General features: G+C 35.2%; 12 protein-coding genes. 10 read left to right on the plus strand and 2 right to left on the minus strand.

Features of this window, described 5'->3' with window-relative positions:
- Window positions 1–393: 393 nt before the first annotated feature.
- Together M0D21_RS05360 and M0D21_RS05365 are read right to left on the minus strand one after the other, a co-directional pair.
- Window positions 394–1,122 (minus strand): LytR/AlgR family response regulator transcription factor, encoded by a 729-nt coding sequence (locus tag M0D21_RS05360; RefSeq protein WP_248327421.1) that lies wholly within the window; start codon window positions 1,120–1,122, stop codon window positions 394–396.
- Window positions 1,122–2,201 carry a sensor histidine kinase gene (locus M0D21_RS05365; RefSeq protein WP_248327422.1) on the minus strand — a complete coding sequence of 360 codons (1,080 nt, stop codon included), beginning with the start codon at window positions 2,199–2,201 and terminating at the stop codon, window positions 1,122–1,124. The genes M0D21_RS05360 and M0D21_RS05365 overlap by 1 nt, the downstream gene beginning before the upstream one ends.
- 142 nt (window positions 2,202–2,343) lie before the next feature.
- On the opposite strand from M0D21_RS05365, the gene M0D21_RS05370 reads away from it, so the two are divergent.
- The 10 genes from M0D21_RS05370 to M0D21_RS05415 are packed head-to-tail and all read left to right on the plus strand — an operon-like array spanning window position 2,344 to window position 19,296.
- A complete protein-coding gene (locus tag M0D21_RS05370; RefSeq protein WP_248327423.1) occupies window positions 2,344–4,617 on the plus strand; it encodes a GH92 family glycosyl hydrolase in 2,274 nt (757 codons plus the stop codon).
- Between the two features lie 10 nt (window positions 4,618–4,627).
- On the plus strand, window positions 4,628–6,460 hold the full coding sequence (locus M0D21_RS05375; protein WP_248327424.1) for a sodium:solute symporter family protein: 1,833 nt from the start codon (window positions 4,628–4,630) through the stop codon (window positions 6,458–6,460).
- A 26-nt stretch (window positions 6,461–6,486) separates the two neighbouring features.
- Complete coding sequence (locus M0D21_RS05380) at window positions 6,487–8,928, plus strand: T9SS type A sorting domain-containing protein (protein WP_248327425.1); 2,442 nt, start codon at window positions 6,487–6,489, stop codon at window positions 8,926–8,928.
- Window positions 8,929–8,931: 3 nt separating this feature from the next.
- Window positions 8,932–9,897, plus strand: a complete 966-nt coding sequence (locus M0D21_RS05385) for a glycoside hydrolase family 130 protein (RefSeq protein WP_248327426.1) — start codon at window positions 8,932–8,934, stop codon at window positions 9,895–9,897.
- A gap of 2 nt (window positions 9,898–9,899) precedes the next feature.
- Window positions 9,900–11,012 carry a carbohydrate-binding family 9-like protein gene (locus M0D21_RS05390; protein ID WP_248327427.1) on the plus strand — a complete coding sequence of 371 codons (1,113 nt, stop codon included), beginning with the start codon at window positions 9,900–9,902 and terminating at the stop codon, window positions 11,010–11,012.
- A gap of 1 nt (window position 11,013) precedes the next feature.
- On the plus strand, window positions 11,014–12,126 hold the full coding sequence (locus tag M0D21_RS05395; protein ID WP_248327428.1) for a family 10 glycosylhydrolase: 1,113 nt from the start codon (window positions 11,014–11,016) through the stop codon (window positions 12,124–12,126).
- Between the two features lie 29 nt (window positions 12,127–12,155).
- Window positions 12,156–14,417, plus strand: a complete 2,262-nt coding sequence (locus M0D21_RS05400; RefSeq protein ID WP_248327429.1) for a GH92 family glycosyl hydrolase — start codon at window positions 12,156–12,158, stop codon at window positions 14,415–14,417.
- Window positions 14,414–15,418 (plus strand): isoaspartyl peptidase/L-asparaginase family protein, encoded by a 1,005-nt coding sequence (locus M0D21_RS05405; RefSeq protein WP_248327430.1) that lies wholly within the window; start codon window positions 14,414–14,416, stop codon window positions 15,416–15,418. The genes M0D21_RS05400 and M0D21_RS05405 overlap by 4 nt, the downstream gene beginning before the upstream one ends.
- 33 nt (window positions 15,419–15,451) lie before the next feature.
- Entirely contained in the window at window positions 15,452–17,818 is a 2,367-nt protein-coding gene (locus M0D21_RS05410) for a PSD1 and planctomycete cytochrome C domain-containing protein (RefSeq protein ID WP_248327431.1), read from the plus strand.
- 5 nt (window positions 17,819–17,823) lie between these two features.
- Window positions 17,824–19,296: a DUF1501 domain-containing protein gene (locus M0D21_RS05415; RefSeq protein WP_248327432.1), complete on the plus strand. Its 1,473-nt coding sequence runs from the start codon at window positions 17,824–17,826 to the stop codon at window positions 19,294–19,296.
- The last annotated feature ends 11 nt before the right edge of the window (window positions 19,297–19,307 follow it).

Here is a 19,307-nt window from a genome sequence, read left to right on the forward strand (position 1 = left end):
CATTTTTTTAATTCTACATCTAGTGTTGGTTAAATCATTTTGTGTTCTATAGATTAGTGATTCACAATAATCTATTCGGCTGGCGGCAGGGAATTTTGAAATTACCTTTCCATACAAGTTATCTATCTGAGATAACTCCTTGGGGAGATTTTTTTTATGAAAGAACATGTTCTTATGATTTTTGGGGTTTTTAGTAATAAATCTTAAGAATAACGTCTCAAAATTCATTCCCAAATAGCATTGAAACACATAAATTTTGTTAAGATTTATATGTAAGCCTATAAGAACATGGTTTAGATTAAATATAGTATTGGTGATACTAGACCCAATGCCTACTTATAGCAAGAAAACCTTAGCGAAGTATTTTTATAGATTTTCTCTTCTAAAGAAAAATTATGAGGAAGATCCAGATTCATTATCCTTAAATATAGTATTTCGCACATCATTAAGATAACTTCTACCTATAGGATAACGAATATCTGCTATCTCTATGCTATTACCTTCAACTGCATCTATTTTTTCAATAGATATGGTGTATGATCTATGAATGCGTATAAATTTGTCTGAAGGGAGTTCATCAGTAAAACTACTCAATGTTTGATGAATCATATACTTGTCTGCCCCAGTATTTATTTTGATATAATCTCCTAAACTTTCAATAGATAAGATTTCATCCAGATAAATTTTCTGCATCTTTTTCTTATCAATTTTTATAAAAAGATAAGCTCTATCATTATGAGAGGCAAAATCATCCTTTTGTTGGTATTCCTTCATTTTAAATGCCTTATTTACTCCCATCAAAAACCGATGAAAAGAAATAGGTTTTACCAGGTAATCTACGACCTCTAATTCGTAACTCTCGACTGCAAATTCTTCATGAGCAGTAGTGATAATGGTTAATGGTTTTTTGGGGATACTTTTCAAAAGGTTTAGACCATCCAATAGTGGCATATTAATGTCTAGAAAAATAAGATCAGGTTCGTTATTTCGTAAGTAATCGACGCTCTCGGTTGCATCGTTGAAAGAGTTCAATAATATGAGCCCTTTGGTTTGATCTATATAGTTTTTAATAACATTTATTGCCAATGGCTCATCATCAATAATTACGCATTTTAAATCCATTACACTTTAATTTTTAAATCCACTACGTATAAGTTGTTGTTTTCCCCTATGGTTAAATCGTATTCTTCTTGTTTATATCCTAGTTCTAGTCTTTTTTTAACATTTCCAATTCCGATACCACCGGGGTAAGATACGATTTCGTTATTATTAATTTGTGTAGGAAGTGGATTTGTGATCTTAAAATGAAGAAAATCATCGATTACGTTAAAGTCAATATTAATTTCAACTTCCCCAATGTTTTTATTGGCTCCATGCTTAAATGAGTTCTCAACAAATGATAATAATAACATAGGTGCAATCTCTTTATCTTCAATTTCACCAGAAATGTTAATATTGATTTTTAATAGTTCACCATATCGAATACGTTCAAGATCGAGATAATTTTGTAAACAAATAATTTCTTTGGAGAGATGTTGACGTTTTTGATTTGTTTCATGAAGCAAATACCTCATTAATTCAGATAGCTTTAATATGGTTTTAGGTGTTTTTTCTGATTTCTCTACAGCCAAAGAGTAAATGTTATTTAAAGTATTGAAAAAGAAATGAGGAGATATTTGAGTTCGTAAAAAACGGAGTTCTGTTTCTAATTGCAATTTTTCTACGTCTACTAGTTTTTTATGTTCACGTAACCAATCCAAAGTAACCTTTATTGCTGCTACAAAAGCCATTACATAGAGCTCACCCAACATCATTTCTATGGCATAGTTTAAAGTAAGTTCATTGGTGACTTCTGGACCTTCGGGCCAAACATTATGACTCACCATAAAATAGGTTAAATAAAATTTAGCCAAGAGCATTAAAAACAACGCAATAATTACCGATATGATATATAATAGGTATTTACGCTTATGAATAAATTTTGGCATTAAGAAGTAGATGTTGAAGTAACTCAACGTCATATGTATGATAAACCCTAATACCGTGGTTTTAAAAGAATACACATAATCATTAAAGTAACTCCCCCATCTAAATGTGGTAAATAAGAAATATACCAGCCAAAATATTACATGATGCTTTAATGTAATATTATAATTATTGCTGGGAGTGATATTTATAAGTTGTCTAACTTTTTGCAACATATTCCCCGTGTTTTTTTTAGACGTTTAACAGAGTTGCTTTGTTATTGGTCTAAAATTATTCGTTTAAAGATAAGATTTGTAAATATTTATATTATTGTTGTTTTAGTGGTCTACAAATCATTTAAACGCAAATTATATACAGATGAAAATACTTTACAATGTTAAACTGTTACTAGGAATTTTATTGATCATATTTTTTTCGTGCGACCGAAAAAAAACTAGTAGCAATGGTATAAATATAATAGAAACAAATTTAACCGGATTTGTAGACCCTTTTATTGGTACCGGTGGTCATGGTCATACATATCCTGGTGCCACAGTACCTTTTGGAATGGTTCAGGTGAGTCCAGATAATGGTATTTCTGGGTGGGATTGGTGTTCTGGTTACCATTATTCAGATTCTAAAACTATTGGATTTAGTCATTTACATCTTAGTGGAACAGGAATAGGTGATCTAACGGATATCAGGGTAATGCCAATTAACAAAAAAGTTGACCTTTCTCTTCCTGTAAAGTCACGAGATGACATACCTTATATTTCTAAGTACTCCCATGCAAATGAAAAGGCAAATCCGGGATATTATAGTGTCTTTCTCGAAGATTTTGGCATAAAGGCAGAGCTTACTGCAGATCTTAGAACTGCTTTTCATAGATATACCTTTAATGATGGTGATGATCAATCTTTAATTCTGGATCTGGGGTATACTGTCAATTGGGACAAAACAGTTGATTCAAAAATCACCATTGAAGATAAATACACGGTATCAGGATTTAGACACAGTACCGGATGGGCCAAAAATCAAAAAGTATATTATGTACTTCAATTTTCAAAATCTATTAATGGTTATGATTTATATAAAGGGAATACTAAAGTAGAAAAATCAAATACCGTTCGAGACACGGCCACATCTGTACAACTATTTTTTAATGAGGTGATAAAAAATCAGTTAGAAGTAAAGGTAGGAATCTCTTCGGTTAGTGTAGAGAATGCTAAGAGAAATATTAGTGAACATAAAAATAATTTCGAATTCGATTCGGTAAAAGAAAGATCAGAAACTTCTTGGGAAAATGTGCTTTCTCGTATAACCGTTGATACGGAGGTAGATTCTCTAAAGACAATCTTTTATACAGCCTTGTATCATTCGCAAATAGCACCTGTAACCTACAGTGATAATAATGGGGCCTTTAGGAAAGAGAATGACAGTATTCTATACGCTAATGATTATACTGCATATTCTACATTATCTCTTTGGGATACTTTTCGCGCAGAGCACCCGCTACTTATTTTGACTGCTCCTGATAAAGTTTCAGATATTATTAAATCTATGTTGGCATATTATGAGGATAAAAAGATATTACCCGTTTGGACCTTATATGCAAATGAAACAAATACCATGACAGGCTACCATTCTGTATCGGTAATAGCCGAAGCCTATCTAAAAGGTATTAGAGATTTCGATATCGAGAAAGCGTATGTAGCCATGAAGCAAACCATGATGCAAGATGAAAGAGGGTTAGATTTTTATAAAAAATACGGATATATCCCTTATGAATTATTAGATGAATCGGTTACCATAACATTAGAATACGCATATAATGACTGGTGTGTAGCGCAAATTGCAAAAGCCCTTAATAAAATAGAGGATTACCAATATTTTATAAAACGTTCCGAAGCATATACACATTTGTTTGACAAGGAAACAGGCTTTATGAGAGGAAAAAATAAGGAAGGCACTGCATGGCATGAACCTTTTGATCCAAAATTTTCTGCTCATCGTATTCATGCAGATTATACAGAGGGAAATGCCTGGCAACACAGTTGGTTTGTTCCGCATAATGTTAAAGGATTAATTCAATTGTTTGGAGACAAAAGTTCTTTTGTTACAAAATTGGAGCAATTATTCACTGAAGACTCTAAGATAACAGGAGACAATGTTTCAGCAGATATATCTGGTTTAATTGGGCAGTATGCACATGGTAATGAACCTAGTCATCATATAGCCTATATGTTTAATAAGGCCAATATGCCTTGGAAAACCCAGTATTGGGTCAATCAAATCTTAAAAACACAATATAACACTACTCCAAATGGTCTTAGTGGAAATGAAGATTGTGGTCAAATGTCTGCTTGGTATGTATTTAGTGGGTTAGGAATCTATCCAATGAATCCCGCTTCTGGTGAATATGAAATTGGAAGTCCGCTTTTTGAGAAATCAACCATAAAAATAAAGGATGGGGTCGATTTTATCATTGAGGCAGAGCATGTTTCAGATAACAACATATATATACAATCGGCAACATTAAACGGAAAAGAAATTAATCGATCATATATTACTCATCAGGAAATCATAGAAGGAGGAACATTACATTTTGTTATGGGATCATCTCCTAATAAAAACTGGGGAGTAAAGAACTAACAACCTTTACATGAATCTAGCTACCATCGATATTGTAATAATTATTTGTTACATCATTATTACTCTTATTCTGGGATTTTATGTTTCTAAAAAAGCATCAAAAGATATAAAATCTTACTTTTTAGGAGGAAACGAAATTCCGTGGTATTATCTGGGTTTATCGAATGCCTCTGGAATGTTTGATATCTCTGGAACGATGTGGGCAGTAACAGCAATGTTTGTGTATGGACTTAAAAGTGCTTGGTTGCCCTGGTTATGGCCAGTATGGAATCAGGTTTTTATTATGGTGTTTTTAGCAGCATGGTTAAGAAGATCTAATGTTATGACAGGAGCGCAATGGATCACATATCGATTTGGAAAAGACTTGGGAGCAAGACTATCCCATATCATTGTAACGGTATTCGCAATTATTAGTACACTTGGGTTTATCGCTTATTTTTTTGAAGGAATAGGCAAATTTGCTACTATATTTTTTCCATGGGATCTTTCGTTCACCATTGGTTCTTTATTAATTTCCTCAGAGCAGTCTTATGCACTGTTAATTATCGCAATTACTACAATTTATACGTTGAAAGGAGGAATGTACAGTGTGGTGGGAACAGAAGTGATTCAATTCATAATCATGACAATTTCCTGTCTGGTAATAGGATATATTGCTTTTACAACAGTTTCTGCAGAGCAGATCTCTTCTTCAGTACCTCAAAATTGGGATAATTTGTTTTTTGGGACGAAACTAGATATAGATTGGACAGGATATATCGATAGTGTGAATACCAAAATCGAAGAAGATGGATTTTCTCTTTTCGGATTTTTATTCATGATGATGATTTTCAAAGGTATTTTTGCAAGTTTGGCTGGCCCTGTACCAAGTTATGATATGCAACGCATATTGTCTACAAAAAATGAGGTGGAAGCTTCAAAAATGAGTGCATTAACTATTGTGGTATTGTCTATACCACGTTATCTTATGATTACTGGTTTTGCAGTTTTGGGACTGGTATATCTAGGACCAGAGTTACAAATAGCAGGAACAGGAATAGATTTTGAAACCATTTTGCCACTAGCAATTCAACGATTTATACCAGTGGGGCTTAAAGGGTTGTTACTTGCAGGGTTATTAGCCGCTTTTATGGGAACCTTTGCAGCATTTATTAATGCCGCTCCTGCTTATCTAGTCAATGATATTTATAAAAAATATATCAACCCCAAGGCTTCCAGTAAAACATACGTTAGGTTCAGCTACCTTTCATCAATATTAATAGTAATTATTGGACTGTTGTTTGGTTTTTTTGCCTCGTCAATTAATACACTAACAGTTTGGTTGACCTCGGCTTTGTACGGTGGCTACGCAGCAGCCAATGTGTTAAAATGGATTTGGTGGCGTTTTAATTCATATGGCTATTTTGGAGGCATGTTGGCAGGTTTAATTGCTGCTTCTATTGTGCCTGTTTTTTTTCCTGAAACACCTGCAATTTATCTGTTTCCTTTGATACTTCTATTATCGTTTATAGGGTGTTTTTTAGGAGTTTATTTAGGTAAACCTGATGATATGAGGGTTTTGAAACACTTTTATAAGACAACAAAACCATGGGGGTTTTGGAAACCAGTGTACGACCAAATTAAAATTGAAGATCCCGAATTTACTTCTAATACAGATTTTTGGAAAGATACTTTCAATTGTGTTATTGGGGTGATCTGGCAAATGACTTTCGTCTTGATTCCAATGTATTTAATAATCAGAGAATATGATTATTTAAGTATTGTCATTTGTATTATGCTGGTAACAACATTTATTTTAAAAAAAACGTGGTATGATAAACTTATTATAAATACAAAAAGATAACTCTTACAACCAAAACCATTAATATTATGAAAACATACAGATTCATTTTCAAATTAATACTACTTCTATTTTGGATAGGAGTGAGTTTTCAGATGAACGCTCAGGAAACGGCTATTTATGCCGGAGGACCAATCTATAATAATAGAAATGTTTCGATTGATGAATTACGTAATTCTGGATACACTACGGTAATTGTATGGACAATTCATATAGAGGCAAATGGTGATTTAGGATTTAATGGAGAGTTCCCACTGGTGCAAAACGGGGTTTATGTTGGCGGTAATACATATCCTAACTTTCCAAACGATATTGTTAGGTTAAAAACTGCGCCAACATCAATTAATAGGGTAGAATTTGGGTTGAGTGCAGCGGGTTCTGGAACATTTGATGCAGTTCGCAATTTTTATAACTCCGAAGGATTTGGTCCTGGTACAACGTTGTATGAAAACTTTTTAGCGCTCAAGAATGCCATTCCAGGGATAGATGCATTTAACAATGATGATGAAGGAACATATCATGTGCCATCAGCAGTTGCATTTACAAAAATGCTTGCAGGATTAGGGTATAAAAATGCTATTGTACCCTATACCAGAAGTAGCTTTTGGAGTGCTCTGGTAAGTCAGGTAAATGCTGATTATCCTGGCAATATAGATAGAAATTATCTACAATGCTATGCAGGAGGAAGCGGTAATAATCCTTGTTCTTCAACCTGGGATTTTGGAATACCGGTATATCCTGGACTTTGGGGAGGATCGGGGCAGTCTAGTATAGCAACAGTAGAAAGTAGGATGAACTCTTGGCAAAACAGTTGCGGAATTACAGGAGGTTTTATGTGGATTTATGATGATTTTGATAATAGTCCAGACGTGGCTGGATATGCTACGGCAATTAATAATGCTCTTTCTCCGGGCAATGCGCCAGGAACGGCTAGTGCTCCTAACCCTTCAAATAATGCAACCAATGTGAGTACCAATATTTCGTTAAGTTGGTCTGCAGGATCTGAAGCGACTTCTCATAATGTGTTTTTTGGAACCACTTCTAGCTTGGGATCGGGAGATGCTCAGGGAAATCAACCTGGAACTACCTTTAATCCGGGTATTTTAAATCCAAATACCACATATTACTGGAGAATAGATGAGGTAAATACCATAGGAACCACAACTGGCACGGTATGGAGCTTTACTACCACCAATACAAATACCAATGAGGTAGATCATACAGATCCCGTTGGAACAGGAACCATTACCGCTAGGGCAGAAATAAATAGTGCAGAATCAGCCAATAGAGCTTTTGATAATTTAAGTACCAATGGTACCCAAAATACCAATTGGAGTAAGTGGTTAGATAATGGTGGGATACCTGGAGCTGCCAACCCTAGTTGGATTCAGATACAGTTACCTAATGCCGTTGTAGTAAATAAACTAGCAATCACCAGCGCAAACGATGTGCCCGATAGAGACCCAGAAGACTTTAACATTCAAGGATCAAATGATGGAACCAATTGGACTAACTTAAATAGTTGGGTAGGACAAACATGGTCTACTAGGTTTCAGCGTAAAGAATTTAGCTTCATTAACACAACCAATTATTCCTATTATCGTTTAAATACTACCAAGAATAGAGGAGGAATCTCAATGACCCAAATCTGCGAAATTGAATTAATAGGGCCAGCAAGTGCTACCAATCCTCCCGTTGGGTGTGGAGATTGCATCGATTTTAATACCGTAACATTGGGATCTTATTCTAATCAAGATGCTGATGGGACATACTTTATAGAAGATAATGGTGAAACTGCCCGATTGGTAAATAATACTTGGAAACGGTCATCAAGTACATATACAATAACAGCTAATACGATGTTAGAATTTGATTTTAAAAGCTCTAATGAAGGAGAAATTCATGGTATTGGCTTTGATGAAAACAATTCATTAAGTAGCAATAGAATTTTTAAAGTACATGGTACTCAGAACTGGGGAATTAGAACCCATGATAATTACGATGCTAACGGTAGTTATAAAACATATGTGATCCCTATTGGTAATTCTTACACAGGAAATACCATGAATCTGATTCTTGTAAATGATAACGACGCTGGTAGCGGCAATAATAGTTCATTTAGAAATGTTAGAATTTACGAAAGTACGCGATCGGCTAATCTCACTATGAATAAAAGTATAAATATTGTAGATGAACTCGACGATGAACCTATAGGTAATTTGGCAGACAAAGATGTGTTAATCTATCCAAGTCCAATTAAAGAATCTTTACAAATCAAATTATTGAGAAGTCATAGTTTTACAAGTGCTAAGATATTCAATCTTTCTGGACAATTAGTGAGTGCGAAAAAGGTAATACCAGGGCAAGATCACATTCAGTTTGATGCCTTACAAAATTTAAATAGTGGTATTTATATTTTGAAACTTGAAGGGCAACAAAACTTCAATATTCATAAATTTATTAAAAGATAACCAATGAGTAATATTCCCTGGCAGGACCCGCCAAAAGGGTTTACCGATGTAGTTTGGAGGTATGAGGAAAATCCAATAATTCATAGGAATGCTATCCCCTCCTCAAATAGCATTTTTAACAGCGCAGTGGTTCCGTTTAAAGATGGTTTTGCCGGGGTTTTTAGATGTGATAATAAGGCAGTACAAATGAATATTTTCGCTGGCTTTAGTAAAGATGGTATCAATTGGGAAATTAACCATGACCCCATAGTAATGAAACAAGGGAATACCAAAATGATTCATTCCGATTATAAATATGATCCTCGGGTCACTTTTATCGAAGATAGATATTGGATTACCTGGTGCAATGGGTACCATGGGCCTACAATAGGGATTGCATATACCTATGATTTTGAAGAGTTTTTTCAATGCGAAAATGCCTTTTTACCTTTTAATAGAAATGGAGTTTTATTCCCCCAAAAGATCAATGGGAAATATGCTATGTTAAGTAGACCTAGTGATAATGGGCATACTCCTTTTGGAGATATATTTATTAGTTACAGTCCAGATATGAAATATTGGGGAGAACATCGAAATGTAATGAAGGTTGCCCCCTTTGAAGAAAGTGCCTGGCAGTGCACCAAAATTGGAGCAGGTTCGGTGCCATTTTTAACAGAAGAAGGTTGGTTAATGTTTTATCATGGTGTTATTAATACTTGCAATGGATTTCGTTATGCCATGGGAGCAGCAATTTTAGATGAAAAACATCCTGAAAATGTAAAATATCGCACAAAGCCCTATCTCCTATCTCCATCTGTATATTATGAACAAATAGGTGATGTGCCCAATGTAATTTTTCCTTGTGCTACACTGCAAGATATAGAACAAGATAAAGTAACCATTTATTATGGTGCCGCAGATACCTCAGTGGCCATTGCCTTTGGAAGGATAAGCGAAATTATTAAGTTTACTAAGGACAATACCTTATAATCATGATTCAAACAAAAGACCATATTTACAGCGTAGAAAAATATAGTAATATACAATGCTTGATTGTATTTCTATTCGTAGTATTTTGGTCTTATGCACAGGAGAGTAATGAGCGGGTATCTCCTAAAAAATATATAGCATATTTTACCGATCAATCTATTGATATAGATGGAAATGAATCTGAAGAATCCTGGAAAAAAGTAAAAGCAACAGAACACTTTATAGATATCGAGGGTATAAAAACTCCTAAGTATAAAACATCTGTAAAAATGTTATGGGATCAAAAATACGTGTATTTTTTAGCCAAAATGGAAGAACCTCATGTTTGGGGAAACTTAAAACAAAGAGATACTATTATTTTCTATAATAATGATTTTGAAATTTTTATAGATCCAGATAATGATACTCATAACTATTATGAATTCGAAATTAATGCCCTGAATACGCTTTGGGATTTATTCATTACCAAACCTTATAGAGAAGGAACTCCCGTATTAAACGATTGGGATGCGAATGGCTTAAAATCAGCAGTAAAAATAAATGGTACTATAAATAACCCATCTGATGTTGATAAAAGGTGGACACTTGAAGTAGCTATCCCATTCAAAGTTTTTAGAACTTCTTATTATCATAAAAACATTCCAAAAGATACTTTTTGGAGAGTGAATTTTTCGAGGGTAAATTGGGATTTTCAGCTCGAACAAAATAGATACCAAAGAAAGAAAAACAAACAAGGAAAATTCGAGTCAGAATACAATTGGGTTTGGTCTCCTATGGGAGTGGTTAATATGCATCGCCCAGAAGATTGGGGGTACGTATATTTCTCCTCAAAAAAAGCTGGAGAGCAAGATGCCTTTGAAATACCTAAAGATCATATAGTGAAACAATATTTATATGAGCAGTATCGAAAACAAAAAGAGTTCTACAAGAAAAACAAACGATGGGGGACTACTTTTGACGAAATTTCTTCAAGTAACCTTGAAATAGAAGGGAATAGACTTATACGGAATTTAGAAAATCATCAAACAGGATTTAATATAACAGTAGTGAGCCCATTTACTAATCGTTTATTCATCATAAAAGAAGACGGTAAAATAGTTGAAAAAGAAGATTGATATGAACATGATCAAAGGTATATATCTAGTAATCATACTTATTCTTATCGGTTGTCAAGCCGAAGAAAAAAAGGAAACAATTACACAGAAAGAAGGAGTGTTAGAAATGAAAACAGAACCTTTTAAATATTGGACATGGATAACCGCTAACCAGGAAAAAACAGATGAGGAGTATACAACCGAATTCAAGAAATATAAAAATAATGGCATAGACGCTGTGTTGATTAATACTTTTGCAGATCCTAAAATTTTAGAAAAATTAACCCAACTGGCAGTAAGAGAAGAGTTAGAAGTTCATGCATGGATGTTTACCATGAACAGACCAGATGATAAGATTGCTTTGCAACATCCAGATTGGTATATGGTAAGCAGAAGTGGCAAATCTTGTTTTGACGATAGACCCTATGTAGACTACTACCAGTGGTTATCTCCTAGTCATCCAGAAGCGCGACAACATGTTTGGGATTTGGTAGAAGGTTTGGCAAAAGTTAAGGACGTAGCCAGCGTACATCTAGATTATATAAGATATCCAGATGTTTATTTACCCGTGGGACTATTGCCAAAGTATAATTTGGTACAAAATGAAGAGTTGCCAGATTTTGATTTTGATTATTCTAAAGCTTCGGTAGAAAAGTTTGAACGATTATATGGTAAAGATATTAGACAATCTGAAGTTCCAGCAATAGATATTGAGTGGAAACAGTTTAGATTAAATGAAATCAAAGCGGTTGTAGATGGTGCGTATGAAATAGCACATAAACACGGGAAAAAATTGACGGCAGCGGTTTTCCCCTATCCTGAAATGGCAGATCATATGGTACGACAACGTTGGGATAAATGGAATGTAGATGAAGTTTTACCCATGATCTATTATAATTTTTATAACGAAACTGTAGATTGGGTAGGTTTTGCTACTAGACAAGGAGTAGCAGACCTTAAAGGAAAAAATACCAAACTACATACGGGTATTTATTTGCCACCTATGAGCGCAAAAGATGTTTCTGTAGCTATTGAGTTGGCAAAAAACAATGGAGCTTCTGGGGTATCTTTTTTCGACGGTGAGGCAATAACAGATGAGCAGTTTGCAGTAATAAAATCTTCAAAAAACAACTAAAATGCACATTTCCTGATGAAATCGGACTAATGAAAACAGTATACATAAATATCGTCATCATGCTATTTCTTTGGTCTTGTAAAGAGGAACAAGCCAAGAGGGAGAATAATGCTTTTTCCGAATCATTATTGACCTCATATGTGAATACTTTTATAGGAACCGATGGTCCCGGGAACACATATCCCGGGGCTACTCTTCCTTTCGGAATGGTACAACTGAGTCCAGACATAGGAATTCCTGGGTGGGACCGTATTGCAGGATATTATTATAAAGATTCTATCATTAGTGGTTTCTCACACACCCATCTTACTGGTACCGGAGCCGGTGATTTATATGATATTTTGGTAATACCCACAAATAGCAGGTTTTCAGAAAGAATAAAAGAAAACAATTATAAACCATTTTCTAAGTTTAGTCATGAAAAAGAGAAATCTGCACCAGGATATTATACCGTTGATTTATTAGATTATGGTATCAAAGCAGAGCTTACCACTACCAAAAGAGTAGGAATACATCGTTATACATTTCCTAAAGATTCTGCAACTGCAATACATATAGATTTAGGGTATGCTCTTAATTGGGATAAACCTACGGATACTTTTATAGAAAAAGTCAACGACTCAACACTTCATGGGTATCGAAAGTCTACCGGTTGGGCAAAGGATCAAAGAGTTTATTTTGTAATGCAATTTTCTAAGCCATTTCATGGCTATACGGTATTTAAAAATGATAGTATAAATTCTTTACCTGTACAAGGAGAAAATACAAAAATTGTAGTCAATTATAACACTTCCGAAAATGAACAGATCGTCATAAAAACAGGTCTTTCTACTGCAGATATTCAAGGAGCATTGGCTTCCTTAGAACAAGAAACAAAGGATTTTGACTTTGACCATTACAAGAAAAAAGCAGAGGAAACATGGGAGAAGGAATTACAAAAGATGAAGATAACCACAGCTGATGTAGATAAGAAAACAATTTTCTACACAATGATGTATCAGTCTATGTTGGCACCAACTTTATTAAGCGATACCAACGGGAACTATAAAGGAGCCAATGACACTATTGCTCGTGCAGTAGGATTTGATAGGTATGATACATTTTCGCTATGGGATACCTTTAGAGCTGCACACCCTCTATATACCATTACTCAACCAGAACGTGTACCAGATATGATAAAGTCTCTTTTGGCACATTATAAAGAAACCAACAAACTACCCGTGTGGTCTATGCAAGGAAATGAAACCAACATGATGATCGGCTATCATGCGGTTCCTGTAATTGTGGATGCTTATTTTAAAGGATTTGAATTTGATGTTGAGCTTGCATATAAAGCTTGTAAGGAGAGTGCTATGGTAAACGATCGACAAATTGATGTATATAAGAGTTTGGGATATATCCCAATCGATGAGCATCACGAAAATTGGTCGGTTTCAAAAACACTAGAATATGCATATGACGACTGGTGCATAGCCATGTTTGCAAAAGATTTGGGAAGAGAAGATGATTATGAATACTTTATCAATCGATCAAAAAATTGGGAAAACGTCTATAACAATAAAAGATCTTGGATACAACCTAAAAGCAATAATGGAGATTTTATTGAACCATTTATCCCCAAAGAATATACACCATATTTCTGTGAAAGTAACGCCTGGCAATACTATTGGTTTGTTCCTCAGAATATCGATGGTTTAATCGAAAAGACGGGAGGAAACGAACGATTTACGCAAAAACTAGATTCTATGTTTTCTTATGCTCCCGAACCAGGAGATAAATTACCCATATTTAGTACAGGTATGATTGGACAATATGCCCATGGAAATGAACCAAGCCATCATGTAGCATTCTTGTATAACTATGTTAAAAGACCTTCTAAAACTCAAGAATTAACTCAGGAGATTTTATCAAAACAATATCAAAATCAACCTAATGGGCATTGCGGGAATGAGGACTGCGGGCAAATGTCATCTTGGTATATTTTTAGCTCGCTTGGTTTTTACCCTGTAAACCCGGCACAAGGAACTTATCTTTTAACATCACCCATTTTTGAAGAAGTTGTGATACAATTGCCAGAAGGAAAAGTTTTTACAATCAAGGCCAAAAACCTCTCAAAGGAGAATACATACATTTCAAATGTTACACTTAATGGAACGTCTCTGGAACAATTATTTATTACTCATAAGACAATTATAAATGGAGGAGTTTTAGAATTTGAAATGAGCGATAAACCCAATGATGCGAAATTTATAAATATGGGATTACCCGAAATTAATAAGATATATCAATGATAATAAGAAAATATACATATCGCTATTCCATACTGATGTTAATCGCTGTTTTTTTGAGTTGTACCAACGAAAAAAAGAGCGAGAGTCTTAATATAGAAAAGAAAGAAGAGGTTAATTCGGTAAAACCAGTGGTAATTTCTACCTGGAATCATGGTGTGCCGGCAAATGAAGAAGCCTGGAAAGTATTGGAAACCGGAGGAAATGCATTAGATGCTGTGGAATTAGGAGTGCGAACAGCTGAAGCAAATCCCGATATTCAAACTGTTGGATTGGGAGGTTTTCCAGATCGAGAAGGTAATGTAACTCTTGATGCATGTATTATGGATCATAACAGTAACTGTGGAGCTGTATCATTTTTACAACATATAAAACATCCAATTTCTGTGGCTCGTAAGGTTATGGAAAATACACCGCATATTATGCTTACAGGCGAAGGCGCCTTACAGTTTGCATTGGAACAGGGTTTTGAGAAAGAAAACTTACTTACTCCTGCTTCTAAAAAAGCATATGAAGAATGGTTGCAAACATCAAATTACAAACCAACTATTAATATAGAGAATCATGATACCATTAGCATGCTTGCCCTAGATGAAGATGGTAATTTATCTGGTGCGTGTACTACCAGTGGAGCTGCCTGGAAAATGCATGGGAGAGTAGGAGACTCTCCTATAATTGGAGCAGGGTTGTTTTTAGATAACGAAGTAGGAGCTGCAGCAGCAACGGGACTTGGTGAGGCCATAATTAGAACTGCAGGAAGCGCTATGGTGGTAGAGCTAATGCGACAAGGAAAATCACCGTATGAAGCTTGTAAAGAAGTTGTAGAACGTATTTATAAAGTACATAAAAATCACAGCGATTTAGAATATTTACAAGTTGGCTTTATAGCATTAAATAAAAACGGAGAATATGGATCATATTGCTTAAGACCCGGATTTAATTATGCTGTTAAAAACTCTCTTGTTAACAATGAATTGAAAAATGCAGATTATAAGATAAACTAAGAATTTGATTGTATAACCAAAAGAAATCAACAGATGAAAAAGAGACAAGCTTTGATGTACTTTTTGATTTTTTTTATTGCTGCAATTTTTATAAAGTGGATGTTTTCCTCTCCAAATGAGGAATATGTAGCACTCAAAAAAAACGCAGAGACAAGTACAGAACAGACCGGAGCCGAAGGTGAGTTAGAACAAGCGATACCTAATAACATAAGTTATAGTTTTCATGTAAAACCAATTCTATCTGACAAGTGTTTTGCGTGTCATGGGCCGGACGAAGCAACAATGGAGAGCGGACTTCGATTTGACACCAAAGACGGCGCCTATATAGCTTTGGGAGAAAATAAAGATCGTTATGCGGTAATACCAGGAGATATTGCAAATAGTGAAATGATAAAGAGAATTTACACTGAGGAGTCTCTTAAAGTTATGCCTCCTAAAGATTCTAATTTAACCTTGAGTAATTATGAGAAGGAAGTACTAAAAAAATGGATCGAACAGGGAGCAAAATGGGATTCACACTGGTCATTTAAAGTTCCAGAAAAACCTTCGATTCCTAGAGTAGTAAATCAGGATTGGGTAAAGAATGAAATCGATTTTTTTATTCTTAAGCGAATAGAAAATGAAAAACTTAAGCCTGCCGATAGAGCTAAAAAAGAAAGATTAATAAGAAGAGTATCTTTTGATCTTACGGGTTTGCCACCAACTATTAAAGATATAGAAGACTTTGTTAAAGATAAATCGTCAAATGCTTTCGAAAAAGTAGTAGATCGATTACTAGCATCTAAAGCATATGGAGAACGCATGGCGTTAGACTGGATGGAGGTATCACGATATGCCGATACCCATGGGTATCAAGATGATTTGGAGCGCACGATGTGGCCTTGGAGAGATTGGGTAATACATGCCTTTAACGAAAATCTACCATATAATGAATTTGTAAAATGGCAGTTGGCAGGAGATCAAATTGATAATGCAAATTTAGAACAGATAGTAGCCTCTGGGTTTAATAGAAATCATAAAATCACTCAAGAAGGAGGGGTTATAGATGAAGAGTATCGTGTAGAGTATGTGATGGATCGAACCAATACTACTGCAAAAGCATTTATGGGGCTTACTATGGAATGTGCGCGTTGTCATGATCATAAATATGACCCAATTTCTCAAGAAGAATTTTACGGGATGTATAGTTTTTTCAATCAATTGAATGAAAAGGGACAAATGGATTATGGAGAAATACCTGAACCGTATATCACTCTCGATAAAAAAACAATCGATGCCAAGTTATCATTTATGAATATACCTGATTCTATTGCCGAAGTCAAATTGATGGTAATGAAAGATGAAAAGGGAATCCGAAAAAATAAATTATTGAATCGAGGTCTTTATGACGCCCCAGGAGAGGAAGTGCCTTATGCATTACCAGAAAATGTACTTCCGTTTTCTGAAGAGTATAGCAAAGATAGATTAGGGCTAGCAACCTGGTTTTTTGATGATAACAATCCCTTAACAGCAAGAGTAATGGTTAACCGCCTATGGCAACAAATGTTTGGGACAGGTATTGTTGCCACTGCAGATGATTTTGGTAACCAGGGAGCTTTACCCACTCACCCAGAATTATTAGATTGGTTAGCCGTTACTTTTAAAGAAGAAGGTTGGGATATTAAACGTATGCTAAAAAGAATGGCTTTATCTGCAACCTATCAGCAAAATTCTAAAATTACTCCAGAATTATTAGAAAAAGACCCGGAGAATCAATTATTGGCACGGGGAGTTCGGTATAAATTACCGGCCGAAGCTATTCGAGATAATGCACTAGCTGCTAGTGGATTGTTGGTTGAGAAAGTTGGAGGGCCAAGTGTAAAACCTTACCAGCCCAGTGGCCTTTGGGCTGAAACTACCTCTGGAGTTGGTCTTACCGAATATATTCAGGATAAAGGAGAAGGGTTGTATAGGAGAAGTTTGTATACTTTTTGGAAACGTACCGTACCTCCTCCTTCGATGCTCACTTTTGATGCTGCTTCCAGAGATTTTTGTACAGTACAACGACAAAAAACCAGTACACCTTTGCAAGCTTTAGTGCTAATGAACGATCCACAGTTTATAGAAGCTTCAGAAGTGATGGCTATTCAAGTATTAAAAAACAATTCTTCTTCAGAACCAAAAAAGATTGAAACTTTATTTCAAAAAATAACTTCAAGAAAACCAGATGAGTCAGAAGTAAATAAGTTATCGGCATACTTGAATGAACAACGAATTGAGAATGCCGAAAGTGAGATTACAAAGGAGTTTTCAGAAAGTACTAGAGAATTGCCAAAAGGTATTGATGAAAAAGAGTATAAAGCGTATACGGCTTTAGTTAGTTTGTTATTCAACTTAGACGAAACAATTACCAAAAGTTAATAGTCATGAACGAGTTATTCAAGCATTTTAATAATAATAACAGGAGACATTTCTTAAAGAAAGTAGGATTAGGGATTGGGGGATTAGCTTTAGGTTCTTTAATTGACCCTGTACAAATGTTTCGAGCGTCAGATACTGCTCAGAATTTGGATTTAAGTCCGGGATCTTTAAAATTACCCCATTTCGCACCTAAAGCGAAAAAAGTAATTTACCTATTCCAGAGTGGAGGGCCTTCACAGTTAGATTTATTCGATTATAAACCAAAACTAACAGACATGAGAGGGCAGGATTTACCAGAATCTGTTAGAAAAGGTCAACGACTTACAGGTATGACTTCTGGTCAAGCAAGTTTCCCATTGGTAGATAGTAACTTCACATTTAAACAATACGGAGAATCCAGAGCATGGGTTAGTAGTTTGATGCCTTATGTTTCTAAAGTAGTAGATGAACTATGTTTTATAAAATCAATGCAGACTGATGCTATAAATCATGATCCGGCGATTACTTTTTTTCAGACAGGATCGCAACAATCGGGTAGACCTAGTATTGGATCTTGGATGAGCTATGGTTTAGGAAGTCTCAATAATAATCTCCCTGCCTTTTCTGTGTTATTAAGCAGAGGAACCGGGCGGCCCAATGCACAACCTTTGTATTCGAAGCTATGGGGAAATGGGTTTTTGAGTTCGCTTCATCAAGGAGTTCAATTCCGATCAGGAAAAGATCCAGTACTGTACTTAAAAGACCCAGATGGAATGTCCAGATTAGATCGCAGAAAAATGTTGGATTATTTAAGTGAGTTAAATCATAAACAAGAATCAGAATTTGGAGATCCCGAAATCAATAGCCGTATCGCTCAATATGAAATGGCTTATCGAATGCAAACCTCTGTTCCTGAAACTATGAATATAGATGATGAACCGGATCATATCTTTAGAATGTACGGTCCTGATTCTCAGATTCCGGGAACTTTTGCAGCAAACTGCATACTAGCCAGACGGCTAATAGAAAAAGATGTACGCTTTGTACAGTTGTATCATATGGGTTGGGATCAGCATGATAATCTTCCCACTCAAATTGAGAAACAGGCCAAAGATGTAGATCAGGCATCTGCCGCGCTTATTTTAGATTTGAAACAAAGAGGATTACTTGAAGAAACCCTGGTAATATGGGGAGGCGAGTTTGGAAGAACCAATTATAGCCAGGGAACACTTACAGATACCAATTATGGTCGTGACCATCACCCGAGATCTTTCACCATTTTTATGGCGGGAGGAGGTGTGAAACCGGGATTCACCTATGGAGAAACCGATGAGTTGGGGTATAACGTAGTAAAAGATCCTGTGCATATTCATGACTTTCAGGCAACATTAATGCACCTTATGGGAATTGATCATACCAAGTTTACGTTCAAACACCAGGGAAGAAGGTTTAGATTAACAGATGTGCATGGTCATGTTATCAATGATATTATCGCTTAATACCTGGGATA

This window comes from Aquimarina acroporae (assembly GCF_023195925.1).
Taxonomy (GTDB): domain Bacteria; phylum Bacteroidota; class Bacteroidia; order Flavobacteriales; family Flavobacteriaceae; genus Aquimarina; species Aquimarina acroporae.